This window comes from Micromonospora sp. NPDC005206 (assembly GCF_040608175.1).
Classification (GTDB): domain Bacteria; phylum Actinomycetota; class Actinomycetes; order Mycobacteriales; family Micromonosporaceae; genus Micromonospora.
In genome coordinates, this window is the sequence record NZ_JBEXHU010000012.1 from 205,514 (window position 1) to 229,924 (window position 24,411).

The window sequence follows — 24,411 nt, forward strand, 5'->3', positions numbered from 1 at the left end:
GGTCAGCAGTGGGTCTGATAGTGGCGGGCCGTCTCACGCAGCCGGGCGTGCACCCCCTCGTACGCGCCGACCCCGCCCAGATAGCGCTTGTCCACCTTCGCCACCATCGTGTAGTTCGAGTCGCACACGTTGCCGACCGGGGCCTCACCGGCCTGGCTGACCAGTTGGTACGCGTCGAGCTGGTCCAGCCCGACCAGCTCGGCGGTCCAGGTGACCAGGTCGTGCTGGCTGATCCGGTAGGCGTCCTCCAGCGGACGGGCCGAGCCGGTGGACATCAGCGCGTCGTCCGACTCCAGCCGCGGCCACGGGGTGCCGACCCCCTTGACGACGTCCACCACGACCGTGGTGTTCATGGCCGCCTCGATGCCGGTGCCGCACACCTCGCCGTGACCCTGCCGGCAGTGCCCGTCACCGAGGGCGAAGAGCGCTCCCGACACGTTCACACCGAAGTACGCGGTGACGCCGGCCCGCAGCTCCGGGGTGTCCATGTTGCCGCCGTGCGCGTCCGGGGTGATCGTCATCCGCGCCTCGAAGGCACCCGGCGCCACCCCCGCGGTGCCGTGCATCGGATCCAGCGGCAGTGCCACGGTGTAGTCGCCCCGGCGTGCCTGGTACGTCGCCGTGCCCGCGGCGACGTCGATGTCGTACCGCCAGACCACCTCGTCGAGCGGAGGTTGCAGGGTCGCCGTGGTGTGGGTGCCGGTGAGCGCGCCGAAGTGCGGAAAGGTGGTGGACACGGCCCAGTCCCGGGCCGGCTCGATGGAGATGAAGTGCACGGCGAGGGTGTCCCCGGGCTCGGCCCCCTCGACGTGGATCGGCCCGGTCACCGGGTTGAGGTACGGGAACTGGCAGACCTGCGACGGCAGGTCGTCGGTGCTGCGGACCCGGCCGCCGAAGCAGTCCTCGGTGTAGAGCTCGAGGATCGTGCCCGGGCGCACCCGGCGCACCGCCTCGCGCCCGCCGAAGGTGTAGGAGAGTTCGTCCGGCTCCGGCCGGTACTTCACCACGTCCGTGTTCACTGCGGCTCCTTCACCGGCTCGTCGGTGCTGTCGTGGGTGACTTCGACGAGCGCGGCGAGTTCGGGACGCCGGCCCGTCAGGTAGAAGGCCAGCAGGACCAGAAGCCCGACACCCAACCAGACGAAGCCGAGCACCTGGGCGGCGACCTTGGCGTTGATGACGACGTAGAGCAGGATCAGGAACCCGATCACCGGCACCACCAGATGCCGCAACCAGTCCCGGCTGCCGTTGCGCACCACGTAGTGGGTCACGACGGAGACGTGCAGCGCCAGGAAGGCGGTCATCGCGCCGAAGTTGACCAGTGTGGACAGCAGCGAAATGCCGTCGTCCCGGCTGGCCATGTAGAGGCCGAGCGCCAGGGAGATGGCGGCGACCAGCATGGTCGCGTTGGCCGGCACCTTGTGTTTCGGGTTGATCCGGGCGAGGAAGCGCGGCATCTGCCGGTCGCGGGCCATCGCGTACAGCAGGCGGGAGGTCGCGGCCTGCGCGACCAGGGAGTTGGCGAAGCCCCAGGCGATCGCGGTGGCCAAGGCGGTCAGCCCGGCCAGCCAGCCCCCGCCGGCCGCCCGGGCCGCGTCGTAGAACGCCGTTCCCTCGGGGTCGCCGTTGTCGAGCAGGCCGGGCGCGTCCGGCACCAGCAGGGCCGCGACCCACGTCTGCACGACGAACAGGGCACCGGCCAGCAGCAGCGCCGCGACCATCGCCCGGCCGATCTGCCGGGCCTCCTCGCGGCTCTCCTCGGCCAGCATGGAGATCCCGTCGAAGCCGAGGAACGAGAGGACGGCGATCGACACCGCGCCGAAGACCAGCGGCCAGGAGAAGGTGTCCGCGTCGAACAGCGGCCGGAGCGAGAAGCCCGCACCCTTGCCCTGCGCCAGCGCGACCACGCCGACGACCAGGAAGATCACGAGGATGACCAGCTCGGCGGCGAGCATCACCCGGTTGACCCGGGCGGTCATCCGGATGCCGAAATAGTTGACGACGGTGTTGAGCACGACGAAGGCCACCAGCCACGCCCACACCGGCACGCCGGGCACGAGGGAGTGCATGGCCACGCTGGCCACCAGGTAGAGCAGACCCGGCACGAGGACGTAGTCGAGCAGGATCACCCAGCCGGCGAGGAAGCCGACGGGCGGTGCGATGCCGCGACCGGCGTAGCTGTAGACGGAGCCGGCCATGGGGAACGCGCGGACCATCTGCGCGTACGACATGGCGGTGAACATCATCGCCACCATGCCGATGATGTAGGCCAGCGCGACCATGCCGCCGGAGCCGGCGTACACGCTGCCGAAGATGCCGAAGGGTGCGATCGGCACCATGAAGATCAGTCCGTAGATCAGCAGGTCGGTGAAGCTGAGGGTCCGACTCAGCTCCTGCCGGTAGCCGAACTGTTCGACCTTGGTGACTGTGTGGGGTGGGTCGGGAGGTTGAGTCATGGCACGCCTCCTTGATCTGCTCAGGCCGCACGTTAGTCCAGCCATCGACGAACAGCTAGATCTATGTGGCTGGATTGAGAGCATCGCGAATTCGCGACTCAGAAAAAGTCAGGTCCATCGACCCTCGGCGGGTGACGTGCGTGCTCAGGACGAGCGGAGCTGCTCGCGGAACCAGGCCCGGTCGGGGTTCACGACAGCCTGGCCGCCGAGCACGACGGTGGGCACGGTCTCGTTGCCGCCGGCCACCGCCCGGACGGCGGCAGCACCCGCCGGATCGCGCCAGATGTCCACCCAGTGCGCCCGCCGGGCGAGCCGGCCAAGGGAGAACCGGAGCTGGAGGCAGTAGCGACAGCCGGGGCGCCAGTACACGATCGGCCGGCCGTCCGCCGCGCTGGCCCGCTGCGCTTCGGCGGCGTCCACCGAGCGGGGGAAGGCCCACGGCGACAGCAGCAGCGCCAGCGCCAAGAAGATCAGGAACTCGACGCCGCCGACGGCGGACATACCGGCGGCCAGTTGCGCCACCAGGACCAGCACGCCGCACGCCGCCATCACGATCGTCAGAGTCCACCGCCGCAGCACGCCGAGGACCTTACCAAGGAGCCCGCGCGCGTCAGGGCGCGCGAGAGGGTGGCTGACCACGAATACGAGACGAACTCGACAATTCGTACCTTAGGTTACTGCGGAGGAGGCTGTCGAGACCGGGAGGCGACGTGGAGAGCTATCCGGCGATCGAAGATCACGGGCTCATCGGCGACCTGCAGACCGCCGCGCTGGTGACGTGCGACGGAACGATCGACTGGTTCTGCGCACCGCGCTTCGACTCGCCGAGCATCTTCGCCGCGCTGCTGGACCGCGAGCGGGGTGGCTACTTCCGCATCGCCCCGCACGACGTCCGGTACGTCACCAAGCAGCTCTACCTGCCTGGCACTCCGATCCTGATCACCCGATTCATCAGCGCGGACGGCGTCGCCGAGGTGATGGACTTCATGCCAGTCACCGGCGATCGGGCAACTGACACGCACCGCCTGGTCCGCATGGTCAACATGGTCCGGGGCAGCATGCGGTTCCGGGTGGAGTGCCGACCCCGGTTCGACTACGCCCGGGAGACGCACCAACTGGAGCGCCACCGCCACGGGTACGTCTTCCGCAGCCAGTCAGCGGCGCTCACCTTCAACCCGGTCGACCCCGTACGGCAGCTGATCTCGCAGGGAGGCGACATCAGCCTGGAAAACGGCGACCTGGTCGCGTACGGCACCCTGAACGAGGGTGACACCGGCGGGGTGGTCCTGGACACGGCCGGCACGGAGCCACGGATCATCCCACCGGTGGAGGTCCAGGGGATGTTGGAGTGGACCCGGGACTACTGGCGGCGCTGGGTCGAGCGCTCCCGCTACACCGGGCGGTGGCGGGAAATGGTCGAGCGCTCGGCCATCACGCTGAAGCTCATGACGTACGCGCCGACCGGCGCGATGATCGCCGCGCCCACCGCCGCGCTGCCCGAACTGGTCGGCGGCACGCGCAACTGGGACTACCGCTACACCTGGGTACGCGACACGTCGTTCTCGGTGCACGCGCTACTCGGCCTCGGCTTCACCGAGGAGGTCAGCCAGTACATGAACTGGCTGGACGAGCGGATTCGCGAGGCCGGTGACCACCAGGACCCGCTGAAGATCATGTATCGGGTGGATGGCTCCTCCGACCTGCACGAGGAGATTCTCGACCACCTGGAGGGCTACCGCGGCTCCCGACCGGTGCGGATCGGCAACGGCGCCGCCGACCAGATCCAACTCGACATCCACGGCGAGGCCCTCTACGCCATGCACCTCGCCGACGAGCAGGGCATCCGTGTCTCGCACCAGGTGTGGAAGAGCACCATACGGCTCGTCGACTGGCTCTGCCAGCACTGGGACCAGGCCGACGCCGGCATCTGGGAGAGCCGCCACCACCCCCGCAACTACACCTTCGGCCGGGTGATGTCCTGGGTCGCGCTGGACCGGGCCATCCGCCTCGCCACCCGCACCGGGCGCCCCGGCGACACCACCCGGTGGGCGGAGCAGCGCAACCAGATCTACAACCAGGTCATGGCCCGCGGATACCACCGCGGACGCGGCAGCTTCGTGCAGGCGTACGACGAGAACGTGCTGGACGCGGCGTTACTCGCCATGCCGGCGGTCGGCTTCATGACGCCGAGCGACCCCCTCTGGCAGTCCACCCTGAATGCGATCGAGCGCGAGTTGGTCTCCGACAGCCTGGTCCACCGGTACGACCCGGTCCACTCCCCCGACGGCCTTCCCGGGCACGAGGGCACCTTCAACATGTGCACGTTCTGGTACGTCGAGGCGCTGGCCCGCTCCGGTCGCCTGGACGACGCCCGGCTCACCTTCGAGAAGATGTTCACCTTCAGCAACCACCTCGGCCTGTACGCCGAGGAGATCGCCGCGACCGGTGAGCAGATCGGCAACTACCCGCAGGCGTTCAGTCACCTCTCCCTGATCAACTCGGCACTGGCGCTGAACGACCTGCTCGACGCCGAGGCCGACGCCCGGCGTCGCCGGTAGCTCGGGTCAACCCATCGGGCCGCGACCGGCGGCGCCGATGACCGCCATCATGATCAGGGTGCGCTGCCGCCGTCGGCTCATCAGCGCGAAACAGGCGGTGAGCGCCACCAGCTCCACCTCGGCCCACTCACCGGTGACGTCGACGCGAATCGGCCCACCCGGCCGGCCGGAAAGGCGCACCGCGAGCCGGTGCCCGTCGCGTACCAGCTCACCGCCGCAGCGACCGGACGCCCAGCGCGCCGCCCCACCCGACCCCGGCACGTGCGACCGGCCCGGGTCGAGCCGCACCGCGGCGCCGTGCTCGGCCTTGGCGGTGACCCCGATGCGCCGGCGGTCGGTCGGCTCGACCGTCCAGAGGCCCGCGTCGGTCCGGATCTCGCCGCACCGCCAGGTCCAGCCGGTACGCAGCGAGGCGCGCGGCCCGGCACCGGAGTCGAGGACGAAGGCGCCGTCCTGCTTGCGTACGGTCAGCGCGGTCATCGGTTCAGCCCTTCCGGGCGCGGCCGGGACAGGCCGAGGATGAGGACGACGCCGACGCTCAGGTGCAGCAGCGCAAGCGCCGCCTTCGCTTCCCCGCCGACGCCGCTCGGCGGCCCGGCCAGCAGTGACAGCAGCAGGGCTGCGACCGCGATCGAGGTCCACCAGACGCGCGCCCGGTTGGTGAGGCGTTCCAGCAGCGCGAGCAGCGCCCAGCCGGCCAGTGCCGCGACCGCGGCGGCCACCACGACCGCGGCCACCGTGATCTGCCGGGTCGCGTTTCCGGTGCCCGCCGCCAGGTCGACGCCGGCCGCCGAGTGCAGGATCGCGAACTCCGCCGTCGCCACCAGGATCGCGCCGGCCGCCACCGCGGCTCGGTGCAGGAGAAGGTTGTTCGTCATGCCCTGAGTCTGTGGACCGGCCCGGGTCGGACACGTCGGTCCGGACGCCGCGGCGCGTACATCCGTCGGCGGCGCCGCCTACTACCAAAGGAGGTGGTCCGGCCCTCCGCGAGCCCAGTAGCCTGCGCTGGTGGATGCGGCGACGTGCGACGTAAACCCGCCGCGGACGTGGCGTTCCGCCCCGGTGGGCGTGACGACCGTGGCGATGGGCGTGCTCATCGCGACCGTGCTGTGGTCCGCCACCCGCTCCGGGTCGACCGCCCTGGTCCGCGCCGATGTCGCGCTGGCGGTGGCCGCCCTGGCCCTCGTTCCGGTGGTCGTCCGCCGCCCGGAGGTCGCGGGCGTGCTGGCGGGCCTGCTGGTGGCGCTCTCGCCGGTGGCCACTCCGGTGGCGAGCTTCGCGGTGCTGTTCACCGCCCGCAACCGGCCGTTCCGGCAGGCCGCGGTGGTGGCGGCGGTCGGCGTGGCGGGCGAGGCGGTGCAGGCGGTGTGGCGGCCGATGCCCAGCCTGCCGTACGGGTGGCGGCTGGTGCTGATGACGGCCGCGTACGCAGCCCTGCTGGGCTGGGGCACCTGGGCGCAGGCCCGGCACGCCCTGCTGGCGGCGCTGCGGGACCGGGCCTGGCGGGCGGAGCAGGAGCAGGAACGCCGGGTCGTCGAGGCCCGGGCGGCCGAGCGCAGCCGGATCGCGCGGGAGATGCACGACGTGCTGGCCCACCGGCTGTCGCTGTTGGCGGCGGCCGCCGGCGCGATGGAGTACCGGCCGGACGCGCCACCCGAGCGGCTCAGCGCCGCCGCCGGGGTGATCCGGGCCAGCGCGCACCACGCCCTCGACGAGCTGCGCGAGGTCATCACGCTGCTGCGCAGCGACGACGCCGAGGCTCCGGCGGACGCGCCACCCGGGCAGACCCTCGCCGACCTGCCGCGCCTGGTCGAGGAGGCCCGGGCGGCCGGGCAGCACATCGAGGTCGACGACCCGCTCGGCCCGCCGGCCGAGGTCCCGCCGGCGGTCGGCCGCACCGCCTACCGGATCGCGCAGGAGGCATTGACCAACGCCCGCAAGCACGCCGCCGGGCAGCCGGTCCGACTCGCCGTCGGCGGGGCTCCCGGCTCCGGCCTGAGCATCGCGGTGAGCAACCCGACCACGCCCGACGGCGGTGCCGCCGGGCACGACGGCGCGGGCCTGATCGGTCTCGCCGAACGGGCCACCCTCACCGGCGGCCGCGTCGCCCACCACATCGACGCCTCGGGTCGGTTCCACCTCACCGCGTGGCTGCCGTGGCCGAGGTGACGGGCCCGGTCCGGGTCGTCATCGTCGACGACGACCCTCTGGTACGGGGAATGCTGACGATGATGCTCGACGGCGCCGACGGGATCGTCGTCGTGGGCGAGGCCGCCGACGGCGGTGCGGCGATCACCGCGGTGGACCGGCACATGCCCGACGTGGTGCTGATGGACATCCGGATGCCCGGCGTCAACGGCATCACCGCCACCGAGCGCCTGCGCCGCCGCCCCCGGCCACCGGAGATCATCGTGCTCACCACGTTCGACACCGACGAGCACGTGGTGCGGGCCCTGCGGGCCGGCGCCAGCGGGTTCCTGCTCAAGGACACCCCGCCGGAGCGGATCAGCCAGGCCGTCCGCGCCGTCGCCGCCGGCAACCCGATGCTGTCGCCGGGCGTCACGCGCCGCCTCATGCAGCGGGTGGCCTCCGGCGCCGAGTCCTACGAGCACGCGCGTGCCCGGCTGGCCCTGCTCACGCCCCGTGAACGCGACGTCGTGCTGGCCATCGCGCAGGGACGCTCCAACGCCGAGATCGCCACCGAGCTGCTGATGAGCGTGACCACCGTGAAGGCCCACGTCTCGCACATCCTGACCAAGCTGGACCTCGACAACCGCACCCAGATCGCCCTGCTCGCCCACGACGGCCGGCTGGCCTGAGCCGGACGCGCGGCCACCCTGTCGACGAACAGGACAGCGACTCGGCGGCCCTCCGAAGTGGCTTCTCAGGCGACGGCGGTGGCCATCCGGCGTACCGCCTCGCTGATCAACTCCGGTGCGGTGGCCAGATTCAGCCGGACATGGCCGCCGCCGCCGGTGCCGAAGGCCGAACCGGAGTTGAGCGCCACCCGGCCACGGTCGAGGAACACGGTGGCGGGGTCGTCACCGAGGCCCAGGGCACGGCAGTCGAGCCAGGCGAGATAGGTGGCCTGACCGGGCTGGCAACGGATGGCCGGCAGGTGCTCGGCGAGCAGCGCGGCAAGGAGCCGGCGATTGTCGTCCAGGCCGGTCAACAGGGCGTCGAGCCACTCGCCGCCGTCGCGGAAGGCGGCGGTGTGGGCGATCACGGCGAGGTGGCTGGTGCTGACGCTGGCCTCGAACGGAACGCGGGCGAGGTCTCCGACCGCGGCCGGGCCGGCGATGAGGAGCGCACCGCGCAGGCCGGCCAGGTTCCACCCCTTGGAGGCGGACATCAGCGACAGGCCGTTCTCCGCGCCGGGCACCGAGAGGTACGGCACGAACCGCTCTCCCCCAGCCACCACCGGAGCGTGGATCTCGTCGGCGACCACCCGCACCCCGTGCCGCTCAGCCAGACTGGCGACGGCGGCCAACTCGTCCGCGGTGTGCAGAACGCCGGTCGGGTTGTGCGGGCTGCACAGCAGGTACGCAACTGGCCGCCCACCAGCCCGAGCCTGCCGGAACGCGTCCTCCAGTGCGCCGAGGTCGATCCGCAGGTCCTCGCCGAGCGGCGCCTCCACGATCCGGCGGCCGGCGTGCGCCACGAACTCGTAGAACGGCGGGTAGACCGGGCAGTTGACGACCACCGCGTCCCCCGGCTCGGTGACCAGCCGCAGCGCCTCGACGATGCCGTGCATCACGTCGGGCACCAGCGCGGTGCGCTCCACGGCCAGCCCGTCCCAACCCCACCGACGCCGGGCGAACTCCGCCAGCGCCTGCGGGTACGCCGTGCCAGCGGTGTAGCCGGTGTCGCCGCGCGCGACGGCCTCGGTGATCGCCCTCGCGACCGGCTCGGCCAGCGGCACGTCCATCTCCGCCACCCAGAGCGGCAGCACGTCGTCCGGGTATTCCCGCCACTTGAGGCTCGTCCGTTGCCGGAGCTGGTCGATGGTGAGTTGGCGAAGCGGATTCACCGCGTTGCGGGCACCACGAAGCACAGCACTCATGGCTGAAGCCTATTCCGCTCCGGCCACGTCGCGATCACGGCCGAGGGTGGAGATGGCACCCGGTGCGGGCTGTCGGGGCTGGTCGCTGTGCACGGCCGCGCGGTCACGCCTCGAAGTCGCGATCGCCGGGCGTCTCCCGCCCGATCGGCGACGCGGGAACCTCCAGCGGCCGTCCCCGGCTCCGCAGCGCGTCGAGCAGCGCGACCAGGGCCAGCACTACGGCCACCACGCTCAGCCCGACCATCGGCGACCAGCGGGCCAACGCCGGTGTGCACAGCAGCAGGGCCACCAAGCCGATCATCCGGGGTCCGGAAACCCGGCCGAAGATCTCGTACTCCAGCCGCAGACGGGCGACGAGGAAGAGCACCGGACCGCCCACCACGAACAGAAGCCAACTGAGCCGCGGCGACCCGAACGGATGGTCGATCACCAGCTCGTAGCCGACCGAGGTGACCAGCACGCTGAGCACGATCAACGCATGCGTCCGTTCCGACGCCGTACCCAGCCGGCCGGGCATACCCGCCCGATCCAACGCCTCGGTCAACAGCAGCCCGGCGCGGTGGAAGTAGATCCGCCACAGCAGCGCGCTGGTGGCGAACGCGACCCCGAACGCGACGGCCCGCTCCGCCGAGTAGTCCCTGCCGCTGAAAACCGTGCCGATGACGAGGATCGACTCACCGAGTGCGATGAGGAACATCTGTTGGTGACGTTCGGCCAGATGCTTCCCGGTGATCCGCCAGCGGCTCACCGCCGCAGCCCCGAGCCGCGGCAGCGGCCAGCCCAGAGCCCAGGCGAGGTAGTCGACAGCGAGGGCGGCAGCCCACAGCGGCAGGCGAAACCGGTCCGGGCCCAACGCGCCGGCCAGCCAGAGCGGCGCGGAAATCGCCGCCCATCCGGCAAGCCGGAACGGCACCAGCCGTCGCGGATGGCCACGCAGCGCGGCGGCGACCACCAGCGGCCGCACCACCATCACCATCAGGTACGCGACCGCGAACGGCAGCGCTCGCCCCTCCATCGCGCGTGGCAGCGCCACCGCCATCACCAGGCTGGCGAACATGGTGCCGACCACGACGGCCTGGATGATCGACCGCTCTGGTTCGTAGCGACTGGTGATCCAGGTGGTGTGCGACCAGATCAGCCAGAGCGCCAGGAAGAGCAACAGGGTACGACCGAAACCTTCGAGCAGCGCCCAACCAGTGTCATCGTTCAGGTCGGCGAATCGTTGCGAGACCCGGGCGAGGGCCACGACGAAAGCCAGATCGAAGAAGAGCTCCAGAAACGTGGCGCGGCCCGAACTCGCCGGAGGGCGCAGCAGATCGGCTCCGCGTCCCGCCGCCATCGTCCGCCTCCGCCCCCTCGTCGCACCAACGAGTCGGCCGCCCGAGGGGTTGCGTCAACCCCTTGGGCGTCCCCCTCGCTGTGGTGGATCCACGGTGTGGTCCGCTGAGGCCCGCGAGCTGAGCGGGGGTCGGGCCTCGATTACGGTGACCATGAAGGGGGTGGGCCATGGCGCCGGAGGTATCGCCGCGAAGGGCCAGGGCCGTGCTCGTCGCGCTCTCCCTCGCCGCGTTCGCGTTCATCACGACCGAACTGCTGCCCGTCGGCCTGCTGACCCACATCGCACCCGACCTCGACCGGTCGCGCACGCAGGTGGGTCTGCTGGTCAGCGGGTACGCCGTCGTGGTCGTGCTGGCGTCCGTGCCGCTGGCCCGGCTGACCCAGCGGGTACCCAGGCGTCAACTGCTCGGCGGCACGATGCTCCTGTTCGCCGCCGCGAACGCCACCTCCGCGCTCGCGCCGACGTACGCCGTGCTGGCCGGCTCCCGCCTCGTGACCGCCCTGGCCCAGGCGCTGTTCTGGTCCATCGCCACGGCGACCGTGACCGGGCCCTTCCCGGTCGCGGTGCGCGGCCGGGTGGTAGCGCTGTTCGCCACCGGGGCGACGCTCGCCCCGGTGCTCGGCGTACCCCTGGGCACCTGGCTCGGGCAGCAGGCCGGTTGGCGCGCGGCGTTCGCGGTGCTGGCCGGGGTCGGTCTGGCGATCGCCGCCGCGGTGCTCGTCCTCCTTCCCTCCTACCCGCCGGCCGCTGGCGGCGCCGCCCGGGGCACCGCACCGGACGGGCGGCGCTTCGCCCTGCTGTTGATCGCGACCGCCCTCGGCATCGGCGGCTTCATGACCCTGCAGACCTACGTCACACCGTTCCTGCTCGACGTCAGCGGCTTCGCCGACGCGGTGCTGGCGCCGCTGCTGTTCGTCTCCGGCGCGGCCGGCGTCGTCGGCACCCTGGCCGCGGCCCGGACCCTGGACACCCGGCCGATCGCTTCCCTGCTGGCGCCGCTGAGCATCGGCACCGCCTCGCTGTTCGGCCTGTACGCGCTCGGCGCGCTCCGGCCCGGCGCGGTCGCACTCCTCGCCGGGATAGGCCTCGGTTACGCGGCGTTCGGCTCCGCCGTGCAGAGCCGGATGCTGCAACTGGCTCCGGGCAGCACCGACATCGCGTCGGCCGGCGTCAGCACCGCCTTCAACGCCGGCATCGCCGGCGGATCACTGCTCGGCGGCGCCCTCCTGCCCACCTCGGGAGCACGCCCGCTGGCACTCGTCGGCGGGTTGCTGACGCTGGCCGCCCTCACACTGCTCGCCCTGGACGCGCGGCGGTGTCGCGCCGCCGGGCCGGCGCCGACCGCCGCCCGTTCCGCCACCAGCCCCGCAGCTACGCGGCAGGTCACACCTACCCGGACGGGAAGGCCACTGCACGATCGGCAGAGTGCGCCCTAGGCTGTCTCGGTCGCATCGCCGCAGGTGATGTCGAGCGGGATACCGCGGTTGCGGTACTCCTCGCGGACCTTGACTGACTGGATGTCGCCGTACCACCGGTCCAGCGACTCGTTAGTGGGCACCCGTTGCGCGACGAGGAGCCAGGCTGCGCCGACCACGTGCCCGTCCATCTCGGCGACGAACGGCAGGGCTCGACGGGGACCTGCTCGAGTTCTGGAAGAGCTGACCTAGCGCTCGTACCGCTCGAATCGGATGACAACGTCCCGCAGGTGGTCGTTGGGTCTGCGGACGAACAGGCCGCGGATCTCGATGAACGGGTTGCAGATCGGCGGGAGATTGTCCTCGTCCACGTAGTCGTCCTCGTCCTCGTACTCCTCCTCCGCTCCGGGGTCCTTCAAGAACTGGACGAACGGGGTTTTCGGCTGGTCGGGGTGGGTGGGCTCGACCGGGTTGCGGTGCCACACGGTGCCGTAATTGCGGTTGAGCACCTCGCCCAGGTACCACCCCGGCACCATGACCGCGGGCTGCTCGGCCTCCTCGGCCGCGAGCAGGTCGTCCCAGCCGGCGAACCGCTCACGCAGCAGCTGCTCCAGGCGGTCCAGGGAGTCCACGGTGAAGTCCCACGCCTGCCCAGTCTCACGGGACCAGACCGGAAAGGCCGTTTGCTGGGCCGCCAACCAGGTGTTCAGCCGCGGGTTGTCGGCCCAGTCGCTCATGCGCGGTCTCCACTCAGCATTTGATAACGAAAAGATACCCATAGTTGTCGATTGGTTGCATCGGGGCACGCCAATACGACGCCGTTCCATATGGTGTCACACGGCGCCGGGGACCAGACGACTACGAACGGGGAGGCACCGGCGTCTCCCTCCCTGGATGGGATCTACATGAGCTACCCCAGAGTCCGGCTCCGTGCGCACCTGCTGTTCCGCGGCCTGGTAGCGGCCGTCTGCGCCGTGCTGTTGTCCGCCGGCACCATGCCCGTCGCCTCGGCGGCGGCGCCGCCCATGCTGACCGGCAAGCGCTGCGACGTGAAGTTCAAGCTGACCGGCAACCCGTCGAAACCGGGGACGCTGCCGGTCGGTGACGCCAGCCGGATCAAGTCGGCGTGGGACACGTACGACTACGTGAATCAGCGGCAGTCGATGGACGGGCTGGCGGCGCCCACAGCGGTTGACCTCGCGGAGGCCGGCGTCGACTCGACGAAGTGGAAAGAGGGCGACCCGCGCAAGGTCTACGCCAGCTACAACTACCGGCAGCTCAGCTCGAACCCGTACAAGGGCACGTTCCAGGACTGGCTCAACGACGCGTACATCGACAACGCCGCCCGCCGCACGCGTGGCGATGCCTTCCACAAGAAAATTGTGCAAGACCTGAACCTGGTCGGCCCGGACTGGCTCTGCGAGGTCGAGGTCAAGGACGCGGACGGCAAGGTCATCCGCCGGTACGACGCGGTCAACCAGAGGACCAAGGAGTTCGTCGAGATCAAGTCGGGTGGCGGGATCGTCGACAAGCAGCTGCCCAACGACCGCCAGGTGCTCAAGGACCCGCGGTTCAAGGAGTATTCGCTGCGCTACGTCTACGGCCAGGAGCCGGAGCCCCGCAGCACCACCAAGCTGCGCGAGCTCGGCGCCGACGCCGGACAGCACCCGGACGGCAAGTCCCGGGTCACCACCTACCAGCACCGCTCCACCCCGGTCGTGCGGTTCACCCCCGGCCCACACACCAAGTTCGACCCGACGCTGAACCCGAACCCGCAGGCGAACTCCGGCTCGCGCGGCGGCCTCAACGACATGCTCAACCAGTCGAAGCCGACCCCGGAGACCATGCGCCAGCAGATGGAGCGCATCCGACAGGGCGACACCACCGGTCAGCGCCTGCGCGGCCCCGGCGGCGTCGACTTCTCCACCCTCGAGCTGCGTTTTGTCGGCGCCCCGGTCAAGGGCGAGGGCCTGGACTACTCGTTCACCGCCGACAAGATGCCCGACCCGGACACCAACCCCGGCTTCGGCGGCCAGGAGAAGGCCCAGCTGATCTCCGACTCGTTCTTCACCTGGCTGGCGCTCACCCCGGAGAAGTTCTGGGTGAACCTCAACCCGGACGAGCCGCAGCGCGTGATGGACGCCAAGTTCGGCAAGACCGACGCCGGGCGGGTGCTGCTCGAGGCCGACCTGCAGATGAAGCACGACTTCGCCGCGGCCATGAACCCGAAGACCGACCTGGGCAGGAAGTTCTGGAACGAGAACCAGTTGACCGACGGGCTGCCCTGCCTGCACGGCATCCGCAACTGGATCGAACCGGAGCCCGCGCAGGTGCGTGAGCAGGACGGCGGCATCTACATTCTGGACGCGCCGCTCAAGGTCAACTCGGTGCCGCAGGAGGTCGACTTCGACCTGCCCGGCGACCCGTGCGAGCCCACCAAGGCGCAGATCGAGCACAACCAGAAGGTCGTCGAAAAGCTGATCGTTCCGGCGGTCGAGAAGAAGATCAATCAAGATGCCGCGTACGCCGACCTGCGCCGTGTCTACACGTCCCGGGTAGCGGCCGAGTGGATCCGGCTGCAGGACGCGAAGAAGGCCACCGACTACCACAAGATCATCAACAGCGACGACGCGTCGAAGTGGCCGATCCGCGGCGAGAAGTGGGACTTCAACGAGACCTGGCAGCGGTACCTCAAGTCGTTCCGCGACGGCGACTACACGTTCGAGTGGGAGGCCGGCGGGCAGGTCTACGTCTACACGATGGGCGGCGTCGACTTCTCCAAGTCGCCCAAGGAGAACGTGTCGAAGCAGCAGTTCACGGCGCAGCACCAGTACCTGCCGCGGAGCACGAGGACGTCGGTGCAGACGATGACCGACGACGCCGAGAGCGACGACCTGCTGCTGCTCGGCGGCAACACCAGGGCCAGGCCGACGACCGGCGACACTGCCACGCCTCCGGCGGACGACGACTCCGACGAGCCGCCGTCCGACGGTGCGGGTGGCGGCGACAACGACGGCGGCCTGCCGGTCACCGGCGACAACGTTCCGGTGCCCGTGCTGGTCTCCGTCGCGCTCGCCCTGATCATCGCGGGCGCGGCTCTGACCTGGCGGGCCCGTCGGCGGCGGCGCATCTTCGTCAGCTAGCGATCGTGTTTCGCACAGCGGCGGCATCGTTCCCGGTGCCGCCGCTGTGTCCGCCGAGGACGCGAAGGCGCACAGGAATTCGGTCGTAGGGCACGGTGGCTGCCGGGTCGTTGAGCGCCGCGTCGATTACTGGCCGGCACATGCTGGCCGAATCTCGGTCAAGGCGGCTATGCCCTCTGGGGCTTGGGCGTGCCGGGTGTGTAGTCGTACAGCCATGCGGTGGCCTTTTCATAAACCAATGGCACGAACACGCGCATGATCAGCGCCTGCAGGTGCCGCTTGACCGGTCCGGCCTTCTTGGCACCGCGGTTGTCCTCGGCCGCGCCGAGGAGCTTGACGATGCGGGGGCGGCGTTCCGCGTCGTACGCCTTCAACGCGGCTGCGGTCGTCGGCTCGGCCTGCAATGCCGCGGCGAGGACGACGGCGTCTTCGATCGCCATCGACGCGCCCTGCCCGGCGCCGACTGGGTGGGCCGCGTCCCCGACCAGGACGATGCGGTCGCTGTGCCAGGTCGGGACCGGGTCGACCGCGTGCATGATGACGGTCGGGTGCAGCCTGGTGGTGGCGGCTATGACCGCCGACGGCGCCGTCTCGGCCTCGTAGAGCTGCGCGGTTCGGTGCACCCATTCGGCGTCGCTCACGCCGGTGCGGTCGGGCTCGACGGCGTCGGCGATTTGGGCCGACCACCACACCTCTCCGTCGCCAGCGGCAATGTGGATGAAGGCGCCGTTGCGAGCGACGGTCATGTTGAACACCCCGGGATCGACGTTGTCCATCGTAGAAATTCCAGACACGGCGTAGAGCCCGGCGTACTCGGGATGCGGTGCTTCCGGGTCGAGCAGGCCGCGAACCGTCGACCAGATGCCGTCGGCGGCCACCAGCAGGTCGGCAGAGTCCCGTTTGCCGCTGGCGAACTCGGCGGCGACGCAGTCAGGGGCTTCGGTGACGCCGACGAGCCGTTCGCCGGTCACGATCTGCGCGCCGGCGGTGATGGCCGCGTCGCGCAGCGCACCGACGAGCCGTCCACGAAGCAGGGTGACGCTGTGCAGGGTGTCGCTGCTGCGCCTGCCCCGCGGCACGTCGCCCAGCAGCCAGCCGCCCGCTGACCACATCCGCTGCCGCGGTACGTCCACGCCCGCCGCCTGCACCGGCGGCAGACAGCCGAGCGCGTCCAGGCCCCGAAGCCCGTTGGTGGCCACACTGACGAACGAGCCGACGTCTCCGGCCGGATCCTCCCACGCCTCATAGACGGTCACCTCGGCACCGATGCCGCGCAGGGCGAGAGCGGCCCCAGCCCCGGCAACGCCACCGCCGATCACGATCGCACGCATACCCATCACTCCTTGAATGGTCGTTCAGTGAACCGAGATTCAGTGAAAGTATGTTCGGTATGCTTCACGTGGTCAACCGGTCATGCGGAAGGGGCACCGATGCGCCAAGGCAAGCCGACCGCCACCGAGCGCCGCACCGGCGTACGCAAGATCAAGGCCGCGCAGACCCGTGAGGCGCTACTGGACGCGGCCCGGCAGGTGTTCGCGGAGCGCGGCTACCTCAACACCAAGATCACGGACATCACGGCGGCGGCAGGCCGGGCCACCGGCTCGTTCTACGAGCACTTTGCCGACAAGGACGAGCTGCTGCAGGCGCTCCTCGCCGACCTGGAAGCCGCGGCCGACGCACACCTCGCCGACCACGACCACCCCAAGGACCACGACCTGACCGACCGCGCCCAACTGCGCGACCACCTCGAAATCGCCTGGACCGTCATGCGCGAGCACCGGCCGATCAGCATCGCCCTGTTCCAGTCCATGGTCGCCGCCGACCCCGCATCGGGCCGGGCCTGGCACGACCTGACCGGCCAGACCACCCCCCTGCGCGATCACCTGGAATACCTGCGCGAGCGGGGCCACTCCCTGCCCGGTGATCCGCAGCTGATCGGGGCTGCCATCGGCGCGATGCTCGCCACCCTCGGCTACGCAATGCCAGCCACGGGCAAGGACGCCCATGACGAACAGGTCATCGACGCCCTCACCGATCTGCTGCTCTACGGGCTGACCGGGCCACGTCACAACAACACAGCCTCCGCATAAGCGTTGCCGTTGACCACGTCGCTCTGGTGTCAGCGTGGCGGCGAGGCCTGCTCCAGTGGGCGTCCGTGGGCTCGGATCGCGTCCGAGACGGCGATGCCGAGCAGGACCGAGGCAGCTGCTGCAGCGACCCAGAGTGGCGGCAGGCCGACCATCACCGGCGCCATGGCCGCGAGGGCGACGATCCCGATCGGCCGTGGCCGGGACACGCGGGCGAAGGCCACGTACTCGAATAGTGAGCGCCCGGCTAGGAAGAGCGCGGGCCCGCCGAGGATGGCGCCGACCCAGGCGGGTCTGGTGTGGTCGAATGGATCCATCAGGACGAGCTCGGAACCGGCCGAGGTGGCGAGGATGCCGGCCACCATGAGCAGGTGGGACAACTCGGCCGACCGACCGAGCCGGCCGGGGTCGGCGGACGCTTCGATGGCCTCGCCCAGGATCTGGCCGGCTCGGTAGAAGTAGATCCGCCACAGCAACACCGTCGTGAGGAACGACAACGTAAGGGCCAATGTTCGTTCCGCCACGATCGGACCGCGCAGAAGACTCGAGCCGGAGGTCAGGATCGTCTCACCAAGTGCGACGATGACGAGCTGCCAGTAGCGTTCGGCCAGGTGCTCGCCCGCGACGGCCCACGGGGACACCCGCGAGCGACCCATCCCCGGTACCGGCCAGCCGAGTCTGCCCCCCAGGTAGTCGATCGCCAGGGCCAGCGTCCACAGCGAATTGCGCGTCACCTCCCCCGGTGCGAGGGCTCCGGCGATCCACGGCACCGCCGACGCGCCGAACCAGACGAGCGCCAGCATGTTGACGCGGCGCAGGGCGTCACCCCGCAGGGTGACGACGAAGAAGAGGGTACGGCCCACCTGGATCGCGACGTACGTGCTCGCGAAGAGCAGGCCGGTCTCGGCGAGAGCCCCGGATATCGCGACCGCCAGAAACAGACTCCCGAGCATCGTCGCGAGGACAACGAACTGGATCGCCGGCTGGAACGGGTCGAATCTGCTGGTCGTCCACGACGTCTGGGTCCAGATCCACCAGACGGCCAACAGCAGCAGCAGAGTCTCGCCGTTTTCCGCGAGGGAAGTGGTCAACGTCTCTGCGACGTGATCCCTGGTGTAGTCCAGCACCAACTCGTGCACGATCCGGGTGAGCGCGAATACGTACACCAGATCGAAGAACAGTTCCAGGAACGTCGGCCGCTGCGGACTCTCACGCCTACGCAGCAGATTGGCCACCCTGTTCGTCGTCACCGGCCCGTCCGCTTCGTCGGCATGTCGCTGAAGCAGTCGTACCACGGCAGCGGCGCGGAGAGCACCGCGATGGACGCTGTCACCACCGTTGAGGCAGGATGCGCGAGATGCTCGCACCGATCCCGCGCTGCGCCGGCGTCGTCGCAACGCTGTCCGTCGTCCTGATGGCTGGTTGTGGGACCCCGCAGCGGACGACCACGGCCGCACCCACCTCCAGCGTTCCCGACCCGGGCACCGCGGCGGCGCAGAGCGCCGCGCCGACCGTACCGTCGGCGAGCCCGTCCGCACGGACCGGCATCGGCGCCCGCCCGCGCCCGCCCGCCTCGGCGTGCCCCGTGTTCCCCGCCGACAACGTGTGGCACGCCGACGTCTCCCGGCTGCCCGTGCACTCCCGCTCCGCGGCCATCGTCGGCAGCATCGGCCCGGCCGCCGCCGTGCACGCCGACTTCGGCGCCGGCACGTGGCAGGGCGCACCGATCGGCATCCCGGTCACCGTCGTCGGCGCCGGGCAGCGACGGGTGCCGGTCACCTTCTCCTACGGCGACGAGAGCGACGCCGGGCCCTATCCGATCCCGCCGAACGCAGCGGTCGAGGGCGGGCCGCGCGGCGCCGGTGACCGGCACGTCATCGTCTGGGACCGCGACGCGTGCCGCGTTTACGAGCTCTTCGACGCCCACCCGGCCGGAGAAGGCTGGCGAGCAGGGTCCGGGGCGGTCTTCGACCTGCGCTCCAACCGCATGCGGCCGGCCGGTTGGACGTCCGCCGACGCCGCCGGACTCTCGATCCTCGCCGGTCTGGTCCGCTACGACGAGGTGGCCGCCGGACGGATCGACCACGCGATCCGGGTCACCGTGCCACGCACCCGCAGCGGTTGGACCTGGCCAGCGTCGCACTCCGCATCCGTCAACAAGGAGCCCTCGTTGCCTCAGCTGGGTCAGCGACTGCGACTCAAGCGCTCTGTCGACGTCTCCCGGCTACCCCGGCAGGCCAGGATCGTCGCCGAGGCGATGCGGCGGTACGGCGTCATCGTCGCCGATCACGGCTCGGCGTGGTTCATCTCCGGCACGCCCGACAGGCGATGGGACAATGACGCGCTGCACACGCTGGGCACTCTGCGCGGCAGCGACTTCGAGGTTGTCGACGCCACCGGACTGATGGTGAGTCGCAGTTCCGGCGAGACCCGCTGACCTCGCAACAAAGAGTGTGAGTTCGTGGTGGGTGCGGACCGCCGAACGTTGAGCGTCACCAGGAATGCAGCTTGGTGACGGGGCCGCTACATCCAGATGTACTCCTCAGCGATGGCGCCGTCGCGCCATTTCGCCACCGTCACCATCCGGCTGCCGTCTTCCAACTCGCCCACCACGCAGGTCCACTCTCCCGACCCGAAACCGATGGGGTGCGACTTGATCTGGATTGGCGTGCCACCGGTGCTCTCGGCGAACGCCTCCATGGCGTCGATGTGCTCCTGGATGCCGTGGGTCTTCGGTTGCCCTTTCAGGTCCACGAGAACGTCATCCGTGTGGTGGTGGGCGAACACTCCGTGCCAGTCGGCCGAGTTCCATCCCACGAAGTCGAGTTCATCCATGCCCTTCAGATTGCGGGTGACCTGGTCGTCGGTCATGCCAATCCCCCTTCCACGGCCCTTCAGGAGTACAGCTCTGAGTTCACAGCAAGCGTACGGAGACCTGCGGGATCCATCAGGCGAACGTGGCGAGTCGGGGCCGTCGGCGGTGGTCGACAGACCCGATCAGGAGAAGTGCGTCTTCGGCCGGGTCATTCGCTCCCCATCGATGATCAGGTCGACCTTCTCGTTGTAGAAGGCGATCAGCCCGGCGATCGGCAGGAGCGCGCTTGTGGGGAAGGTGTACGACCAGGCCAGGTCCGGGTGGACCGTGCCCGCGACACGCACGGACCAGTAGCGGCTGGTCCGGCCCTTGTACGGGCAGGAGCTCGTCGTCTCTGACGGCACGAGGTGCTCGAAGTTCACCTCGGTCTGGTTGAGGTAGTAGCGAGTCGGCAGACCGGTCTCGAAGACCAGCACCGGCGACGCCGACTCGGCCAGCACGACCCCGTCGAGTTCCACCCGTACGCGGCGGGTGGACCGTATCGCGTCCACCCGGGCATACGGGTTCCGAGGGTGTACGAAGATCTCTTCGTCCTCTTCAAACCAGCTGTCCATGGCGGCCCAGTCGAACCGAACGGTGTCCGCCAACCCGGGTAGCGCGTCGTCCCCGTACCACCGGGCGGACGAAGGACGGATCGTCTCGCCGCTCCGCAGCCCATGCACCTGTCCGGTCCCACAGCGGACCTGCTCCGTGCGGTGCTCATCGATCAGGAGGTTGCGGTTCACGTCGGCGGCCGGGATGTAGTAGTGGGGGTAAAGGGGCCACTCCCACACGTACCGCGCCTGTCTGGTGTCCAGCACCAGTTCGCCGGCGAGGTAGGCGCGGATGCGGCGGGGCACCGGCTCAACGCGGTCGTCCGGGGCGATCGCCTTCGGGTAGTCCGGCACGATGTCCTCCAGTTCAGCAGCAGCCTCGATTCGGGGGCATTGGCTCAACGATCAGGACGGCTTGGGTGTCTCGCCGATTTCAGTGGCCGCCGACTTGCACGAGTTCGGACGGCGTCAGCGTCTACCCATGACAACGCTCAAGGATGAGAAGCATTCTGGATCAGCCATGCCGACCGACCCTGGTGATGAGTTGTCGCGCCCGTACCCGTCACACCTATGACGGGACACGACGAGGCGGAAGGATGACGTGATGGGTGCGGACACGCGGCTGGAGGAGCTGGGCGTGAGCGGGCTGGGCGTGAGCGGGCTGGGCGTGAGCGGGCTGGGCGTGAGCGGGCTGGGCGAGGTCGATGAGCGGGCGTTCTCGGGGCTGGCGGAGCGGCACCGGCGGGAGCTGCACGTGCACTGCTACCGCATGCTCGGGTCGTTCGAGGACGCCGAGGACACCGTGCAGGAGACGTTCCTGCGTGCCTGGCGGCGGCGGGAGACCTTCGAGGGGCGGTCGACGTTCCGGGCCTGGCTGTACCGGATCGCCACCAACGCCTGCCTGGACCTGCTCGCCAAGTGCCGCCCGGAGCCCGCGACCGGCGGCGAGGTGCTGTGGCTGCAGCCCTACCCGGACCGGCTGCTCGACGAGCTGCCCGCGGGCAACGCGGACGAGCCGGAGACCGTCGCCGTCGCGCGGGAGACGATCGAGCTGGCGTACCTGGTCGCAGTCCAGCACCTCGCGCCGCGCCCGCGGGCCGTGCTGATTCTGCGGGACGTGCTCGGCTGGCCGGCGAAGGACGTCGCTGAGCTGCTCGGGGACTCCGTCAACTCCGTGAACAGCGCGCTGCAGCGGGCCCGCGCCGGCATGCGGGAGCACCTGCCCGCCGAGCGGCAGGACTGGACCGGCGACGAGATGGACGCCGGGACGCGCGAGCTGGTGCGCCGCTTCACCGACGCCAGCGTGGCCACGGACATCGACAGGCTCGCCGCAATGCTGCGGGACGACGTCCGCTGCTCGATGCCGCCCACGCCGGGCCTGTTCGTCGGCCGCGACGCGGTGGTGAACGACTGGGTCGAGGACGGCTTCGTGGGCATGAAGGGCCTGCGCGGCGTCCCCACCTCCGTGAACCGGCAGCCCGCCATCGCCTTCTACCTCTGGCGCAAGCGAGAGGGCGCGTATCTGCCGCTGACGGTCGACGTGCTGCGCGTCACCGGCGGGGCGATCACCGAGATCATCACCTTCCACGACGACCAGTTCCCGCGGCTCGGGCTGCCGGAGCGCCTGCCGGCTGACGGCACGGAGTAGTCCCGATGAGGAACGACATGAACAGCATGGATGACACCAGCGTCGTCGCAGGCCCGGCATCGGGCCGGACCAGCCGCACCCGCCGACTCCGCGGGCTCGCCGTCACCGGCTTCCTTGCCACGCTCGCGGCGATGGTGGCCACCACCCTCGCCGCTGCGCTCGCCCAGGCCGTTGGCGTCGACTTCGAGATCCCTGATGGCGGCGAGACGATCCCGTTGTCCGGGTTCGCCGTGGTGACCGGCTTCTTCTCGGTCGTGGGCGTCGTCATTGCCGTCGCTCTTCTTCGTTGGAGCGCTCGTCCTGCCGAGCGATTCGTGTGGGCGGCAGTGTCGCTGACCGCGATCTCGTTGATCCCGCCTCTCCTCGCCGGGGCGAACGCCGCCACCACCACCGCTCTCCTCGGGCTACACCTCGTCCCCGCGACGGTGATGATCCCGACCCTGGCGCGGAGCCTCCGCGCCCGGACCGATTGACGACCCCGCAACGGGACAACGCGCGGCGCAGGGCGTACCCGAGCGCACCAACGTGTCCTGCTGCCCTCCATTCAGCGGGTCGCGGCCCGCCGCAGCACCGCGACGATCTCCCCGATGTCGCTCTCGGAGAGCCGGGGCAGTTCGGTGGCGAACTGCTGGTGCGCGGCGGCGATCACTCCCTGCGCCGGCGCGCCGGCCTCGAGCGCCAGCTTCAGATCCTTCGCGGCCAATCCGTACGAGAACTGGGTGGGCGCCTCGGGACTGTCCAGCCGGGCGCGCACCCGCGGCACGAGTGAGCCGAGCGCGGTGCCGCTCAGCGCCGCCAAGGTGGTCTCGGTGGACAGCCCGAGCCGATCGCCCAGCGCCAGCGCCTCACCGACAAGCACGAAGGAGCCGCACAGTGCCACGTTGACCACCAGTTTGACGGCCGCGCCCGCACCCAGTGGCCCGACATGCTGGACCTTGCCGAGCACCTCCAGCACCTCGCTCACCCGGGCCAGAGTCTTGTCGCTGCCACCGAAGAGGATCGCCAACTCGCCGGCTGCGGCGGCGGGCAAACTGCCCTTGACCGGGGCGTCCGCGAGGTCCAAGTTGGGCAGTCGATCGTGCAGCGAGGCGATGTGGTCGGGGCCGCCGGTCGACATGTCGACCAGCGTCGCGTCCGGGTCGAGCGCCGCGGCGACACCGTGGTCGCCGAAGAGCACCGCGTCCACGGCGGCCGGGCCGGTCAGCATGGTGATCACCACTTCGGCGCCGGCGACCGCCTCGGCGGGGGTCGCGGCGACCCGGGCCCCCGCCTGCAACCAGTGCCGCCGCCTTGTCGGCGGTACGGTTCCAGACCGTCACCTCGTGATCGGCAGCGACCAGTCGACCGGCCATCAGGGAGCCCATCCGGCCGAGGCCAAGAAATCCGATGCGTGTCATCCGCACAACCTAGCGTCACCTGATGCTCCGCGGCCCACCCCGCTCACCGCCCTCGCCCGCCGGTCGGTCGCGGGTAGGGTTCGGCGGGTGACTGTCGACCGGACGCCGCTCTTCGTGGTCGCCGACGTGCACGGCCACCGTGCCGAACTGCGGAACGCGCTGCACGATGCCGGCCTCACCGACGCGGCCGGGCACTGGTCCGGCGCAGACGCGCGGCTGTGGCTGCTTGGTGACTACGTCGACCGCGGACCCGACGGCATCGGGGTCATCGACGACGTACGGCGGCTGACCGGGCAGGCCGCCGCCGTCGGCGGCCAGGTGCAGGCACTGCTGGGCAACCACGAGGTGCAGTTGCTCGCGGCGTACCTTTTCGACACCACCACCGTGCCCGGCTGGCCGCAGCGGGACGGCTTCCGGGGTGGCTGGGCGCGATTCGGCGGTCGAGACGACGACCTGCGCCGGCTCGGCGACGAGCACATCTCGTGGATCGTCTCCCGGCCGGCCATGGCGGTGGTCGACAACTACCTGCTGGTGCATTCCGACACCACCCGCTACCTGGAGTTCGGCGACAGCGTCGCCGCCGTCAACACCGGGATCGCGGAGGCGCTCGCCAACCGGGACGCCGCCGGCTGGCTGGCGTTCTGCCGGCAGATCAGCGACCGTGGCGCGTTCCGGGACAGCGAGCCGGCCAAGCCCGACGACCCGGTGGCCACCATGCTCGGCACGTACGGTGGCGAGGTGCTGGTGCACGGGCACAGCACGCTCACCAAGCACTTCGGGGTGGCCCCCGACGAGGTGCGCGAGGCCCTGCGGTACGCCGACGGCCGCGTCCTCGCCATCGATGGCGGCGTGTACGAGGGCGGCCGGATCCTGGTCACCCGACTCGAGGGCGGATGAG

At 70.4% G+C, this 24,411-nt stretch carries 24 protein-coding genes and 1 pseudogene; 10 read left to right on the forward strand and 15 right to left on the reverse strand.

Annotated features, from left to right (window positions below; all coding sequences use genetic code 11):
* Window positions 1-2 precede the first annotated feature (2 nt).
* The 3 genes from ABZU69_RS20040 to ABZU69_RS20050 all read right to left on the reverse strand — a co-directional run bounded on the left by ABZU69_RS20040 (window position 3) and on the right by ABZU69_RS20050 (window position 3,034).
* Window positions 3-1,019, reverse strand: a complete 1,017-nt coding sequence (locus ABZU69_RS20040; RefSeq protein WP_354965839.1) for an acetamidase/formamidase family protein — start codon at window positions 1,017-1,019, stop codon at window positions 3-5.
* Window positions 1,016-2,455 (reverse strand): APC family permease, encoded by a 1,440-nt coding sequence (locus ABZU69_RS20045; protein WP_354965840.1) that lies wholly within the window; start codon window positions 2,453-2,455, stop codon window positions 1,016-1,018. Before ABZU69_RS20045 ends, ABZU69_RS20040 begins: the two co-directional genes overlap by 4 nt.
* Before the next feature lie 144 nt (window positions 2,456-2,599).
* Window positions 2,600-3,034 carry a glutaredoxin domain-containing protein gene (locus ABZU69_RS20050; protein WP_354965841.1) on the reverse strand — a complete coding sequence of 145 codons (435 nt, stop codon included), beginning with the start codon at window positions 3,032-3,034 and terminating at the stop codon, window positions 2,600-2,602.
* Between the two features lie 131 nt (window positions 3,035-3,165).
* Here ABZU69_RS20050 and ABZU69_RS20055 point away from each other — a divergent pair, with 131 nt between their 5' ends.
* The gene (locus ABZU69_RS20055) at window positions 3,166-5,013 is read left to right on the forward strand and encodes a glycoside hydrolase family 15 protein (protein ID WP_354965842.1); all 1,848 of its coding nucleotides are present in this window, start codon (window positions 3,166-3,168) and stop codon (window positions 5,011-5,013) included.
* Between the two features lie 6 nt (window positions 5,014-5,019).
* Here the strand turns inward: ABZU69_RS20055 and ABZU69_RS20060 are convergent, their stop codons facing one another.
* Window positions 5,020-5,493 (reverse strand): hypothetical protein, encoded by a 474-nt coding sequence (locus ABZU69_RS20060; protein ID WP_354965843.1) that lies wholly within the window; start codon window positions 5,491-5,493, stop codon window positions 5,020-5,022.
* Window positions 5,490-5,891, reverse strand: a complete 402-nt coding sequence (locus ABZU69_RS20065; RefSeq protein WP_354965844.1) for a DUF6069 family protein — start codon at window positions 5,889-5,891, stop codon at window positions 5,490-5,492. Before ABZU69_RS20065 ends, ABZU69_RS20060 begins: the two co-directional genes overlap by 4 nt.
* 130 nt (window positions 5,892-6,021) lie before the next feature.
* On the opposite strand from ABZU69_RS20065, the gene ABZU69_RS20070 reads away from it, so the two are divergent.
* Window positions 6,022-7,182 carry a histidine kinase gene (locus ABZU69_RS20070; protein WP_354965845.1) on the forward strand — a complete coding sequence of 387 codons (1,161 nt, stop codon included), beginning with the start codon at window positions 6,022-6,024 and terminating at the stop codon, window positions 7,180-7,182.
* The gene (locus ABZU69_RS20075) at window positions 7,170-7,832 is read left to right on the forward strand and encodes a response regulator transcription factor (protein ID WP_354965846.1); all 663 of its coding nucleotides are present in this window, start codon (window positions 7,170-7,172) and stop codon (window positions 7,830-7,832) included. The genes ABZU69_RS20070 and ABZU69_RS20075 overlap by 13 nt, the downstream gene beginning before the upstream one ends.
* A gap of 65 nt (window positions 7,833-7,897) precedes the next feature.
* On the opposite strand, the gene ABZU69_RS20080 is transcribed toward ABZU69_RS20075, so the two are convergent.
* The gene (locus ABZU69_RS20080) at window positions 7,898-9,076 is read right to left on the reverse strand and encodes an aminotransferase class I/II-fold pyridoxal phosphate-dependent enzyme (RefSeq protein ID WP_354965847.1); all 1,179 of its coding nucleotides are present in this window, start codon (window positions 9,074-9,076) and stop codon (window positions 7,898-7,900) included.
* A gap of 103 nt (window positions 9,077-9,179) precedes the next feature.
* Complete coding sequence (locus tag ABZU69_RS20085; protein WP_354965848.1) at window positions 9,180-10,415, reverse strand: low temperature requirement protein A; 1,236 nt, start codon at window positions 10,413-10,415, stop codon at window positions 9,180-9,182.
* Between the two features lie 167 nt (window positions 10,416-10,582).
* Between ABZU69_RS20085 and ABZU69_RS20090 the strand changes: the two genes are divergently transcribed.
* Complete coding sequence (locus ABZU69_RS20090; RefSeq protein WP_354965849.1) at window positions 10,583-11,851, forward strand: MFS transporter; 1,269 nt, start codon at window positions 10,583-10,585, stop codon at window positions 11,849-11,851.
* Here ABZU69_RS20090 and ABZU69_RS20095 read toward each other — a convergent pair.
* Window positions 11,848-12,039, reverse strand: a complete 192-nt coding sequence (locus ABZU69_RS20095; RefSeq protein ID WP_354965910.1) for a GNAT family N-acetyltransferase — start codon at window positions 12,037-12,039, stop codon at window positions 11,848-11,850. The two genes, ABZU69_RS20090 and ABZU69_RS20095, sit on opposite strands and share 4 nt — an antisense overlap.
* Window positions 12,040-12,078: 39 nt before the next feature.
* Window positions 12,079-12,567, reverse strand: coding sequence for a hypothetical protein (locus ABZU69_RS20100; RefSeq protein WP_354965850.1), 489 nt, complete (start codon window positions 12,565-12,567; stop codon window positions 12,079-12,081).
* Between the two features lie 168 nt (window positions 12,568-12,735).
* Here ABZU69_RS20100 and ABZU69_RS20105 point away from each other — a divergent pair, with 168 nt between their 5' ends.
* On the forward strand, window positions 12,736-14,973 hold the full coding sequence (locus ABZU69_RS20105; protein ID WP_354965851.1) for a hypothetical protein: 2,238 nt from the start codon (window positions 12,736-12,738) through the stop codon (window positions 14,971-14,973).
* A gap of 167 nt (window positions 14,974-15,140) precedes the next feature.
* On the opposite strand, the gene ABZU69_RS20110 is transcribed toward ABZU69_RS20105, so the two are convergent.
* Complete coding sequence (locus tag ABZU69_RS20110; protein WP_354965852.1) at window positions 15,141-16,304, reverse strand: FAD-dependent monooxygenase; 1,164 nt, start codon at window positions 16,302-16,304, stop codon at window positions 15,141-15,143.
* A gap of 99 nt (window positions 16,305-16,403) precedes the next feature.
* Here ABZU69_RS20110 and ABZU69_RS20115 point away from each other — a divergent pair, with 99 nt between their 5' ends.
* Window positions 16,404-17,063: a TetR family transcriptional regulator gene (locus ABZU69_RS20115; RefSeq protein ID WP_354965853.1), complete on the forward strand. Its 660-nt coding sequence runs from the start codon at window positions 16,404-16,406 to the stop codon at window positions 17,061-17,063.
* A 29-nt stretch (window positions 17,064-17,092) separates the two neighbouring features.
* Here the strand turns inward: ABZU69_RS20115 and ABZU69_RS20120 are convergent, their stop codons facing one another.
* Window positions 17,093-18,310, reverse strand: coding sequence for a low temperature requirement protein A (locus tag ABZU69_RS20120; protein WP_354965854.1), 1,218 nt, complete (start codon window positions 18,308-18,310; stop codon window positions 17,093-17,095).
* A gap of 107 nt (window positions 18,311-18,417) precedes the next feature.
* On the opposite strand from ABZU69_RS20120, the gene ABZU69_RS20125 reads away from it, so the two are divergent.
* Entirely contained in the window at window positions 18,418-19,497 is a 1,080-nt protein-coding gene (locus ABZU69_RS20125) for a hypothetical protein (protein WP_354965855.1), read from the forward strand.
* Between the two features lie 86 nt (window positions 19,498-19,583).
* On the opposite strand, the gene ABZU69_RS20130 is transcribed toward ABZU69_RS20125, so the two are convergent.
* Window positions 19,584-19,931: a hypothetical protein gene (locus ABZU69_RS20130; protein ID WP_354965856.1), complete on the reverse strand. Its 348-nt coding sequence runs from the start codon at window positions 19,929-19,931 to the stop codon at window positions 19,584-19,586.
* 126 nt (window positions 19,932-20,057) lie between these two features.
* Window positions 20,058-20,822 carry a DUF427 domain-containing protein gene (locus tag ABZU69_RS20135; protein WP_354965857.1) on the reverse strand — a complete coding sequence of 255 codons (765 nt, stop codon included), beginning with the start codon at window positions 20,820-20,822 and terminating at the stop codon, window positions 20,058-20,060.
* Window positions 20,823-21,072: 250 nt separating this feature from the next.
* Between ABZU69_RS20135 and ABZU69_RS20140 the strand changes: the two genes are divergently transcribed.
* Together ABZU69_RS20140 and ABZU69_RS20145 are read left to right on the forward strand one after the other, a co-directional pair.
* The gene (locus ABZU69_RS20140; protein ID WP_354965858.1) at window positions 21,073-22,116 is read left to right on the forward strand and encodes an RNA polymerase subunit sigma-70; all 1,044 of its coding nucleotides are present in this window, start codon (window positions 21,073-21,075) and stop codon (window positions 22,114-22,116) included.
* Window positions 22,117-22,142: 26 nt separating this feature from the next.
* Window positions 22,143-22,589 (forward strand): DUF6069 family protein, encoded by a 447-nt coding sequence (locus ABZU69_RS20145; protein WP_354965859.1) that lies wholly within the window; start codon window positions 22,143-22,145, stop codon window positions 22,587-22,589.
* Window positions 22,590-22,660: 71 nt separating this feature from the next.
* Here ABZU69_RS20145 and ABZU69_RS20150 read toward each other — a convergent pair whose 3' ends face one another.
* Together ABZU69_RS20150 and ABZU69_RS20155 are read right to left on the reverse strand one after the other, a co-directional pair.
* Complete coding sequence (locus tag ABZU69_RS20150) at window positions 22,661-23,392, reverse strand: NAD(P)-dependent oxidoreductase (protein WP_354965860.1); 732 nt, start codon at window positions 23,390-23,392, stop codon at window positions 22,661-22,663.
* 46 nt (window positions 23,393-23,438) lie between these two features.
* A pseudogene (locus tag ABZU69_RS20155) lies at window positions 23,439-23,513 on the reverse strand (NAD(P)-binding domain-containing protein); the annotation flags it as partial.
* 87 nt (window positions 23,514-23,600) lie between these two features.
* Between ABZU69_RS20155 and ABZU69_RS20160 the strand changes: the two are divergent.
* A complete protein-coding gene (locus ABZU69_RS20160; protein ID WP_354965861.1) occupies window positions 23,601-24,410 on the forward strand; it encodes a metallophosphoesterase in 810 nt (269 codons plus the stop codon).
* Window position 24,411 lies beyond the last annotated feature (1 nt).

What these genes read in the sequence shown, in the direction of transcription:
- ABZU69_RS20115 (WP_354965853.1), top strand. Translation starts at nt 16,404, where the DNA reads ATGCGCCAAGGCAAGCCGACCGCCACCGAGCGCCGCACCGGCGTACGC.
- ABZU69_RS20100 (WP_354965850.1), bottom strand. Translation starts at nt 12,567, where the DNA reads ATGAGCGACTGGGCCGACAACCCGCGGCTGAACACCTGGTTGGCGGCC.
- ABZU69_RS20080 (WP_354965847.1), bottom strand. Translation starts at nt 9,076, where the DNA reads ATGAGTGCTGTGCTTCGTGGTGCCCGCAACGCGGTGAATCCGCTTCGC.
- ABZU69_RS20060 (WP_354965843.1), bottom strand. Translation starts at nt 5,493, where the DNA reads ATGACCGCGCTGACCGTACGCAAGCAGGACGGCGCCTTCGTCCTCGAC.
- ABZU69_RS20140 (WP_354965858.1), top strand. Translation starts at nt 21,073, where the DNA reads ATGGGTGCGGACACGCGGCTGGAGGAGCTGGGCGTGAGCGGGCTGGGC.
- ABZU69_RS20045 (WP_354965840.1), bottom strand. Translation starts at nt 2,455, where the DNA reads ATGACTCAACCTCCCGACCCACCCCACACAGTCACCAAGGTCGAACAG.
- ABZU69_RS20090 (WP_354965849.1), top strand. Translation starts at nt 10,583, where the DNA reads ATGGCGCCGGAGGTATCGCCGCGAAGGGCCAGGGCCGTGCTCGTCGCG.
- ABZU69_RS20125 (WP_354965855.1), top strand. Translation starts at nt 18,418, where the DNA reads ATGCTCGCACCGATCCCGCGCTGCGCCGGCGTCGTCGCAACGCTGTCC.
- ABZU69_RS20105 (WP_354965851.1), top strand. Translation starts at nt 12,736, where the DNA reads ATGAGCTACCCCAGAGTCCGGCTCCGTGCGCACCTGCTGTTCCGCGGC.
- ABZU69_RS20110 (WP_354965852.1), bottom strand. Translation starts at nt 16,304, where the DNA reads ATGCGTGCGATCGTGATCGGCGGTGGCGTTGCCGGGGCTGGGGCCGCT.
- ABZU69_RS20130 (WP_354965856.1), bottom strand. Translation starts at nt 19,931, where the DNA reads ATGACCGACGACCAGGTCACCCGCAATCTGAAGGGCATGGATGAACTC.
- ABZU69_RS20065 (WP_354965844.1), bottom strand. Translation starts at nt 5,891, where the DNA reads ATGACGAACAACCTTCTCCTGCACCGAGCCGCGGTGGCGGCCGGCGCG.
- ABZU69_RS20145 (WP_354965859.1), top strand. Translation starts at nt 22,143, where the DNA reads ATGGATGACACCAGCGTCGTCGCAGGCCCGGCATCGGGCCGGACCAGC.
- ABZU69_RS20085 (WP_354965848.1), bottom strand. Translation starts at nt 10,415, where the DNA reads ATGGCGGCGGGACGCGGAGCCGATCTGCTGCGCCCTCCGGCGAGTTCG.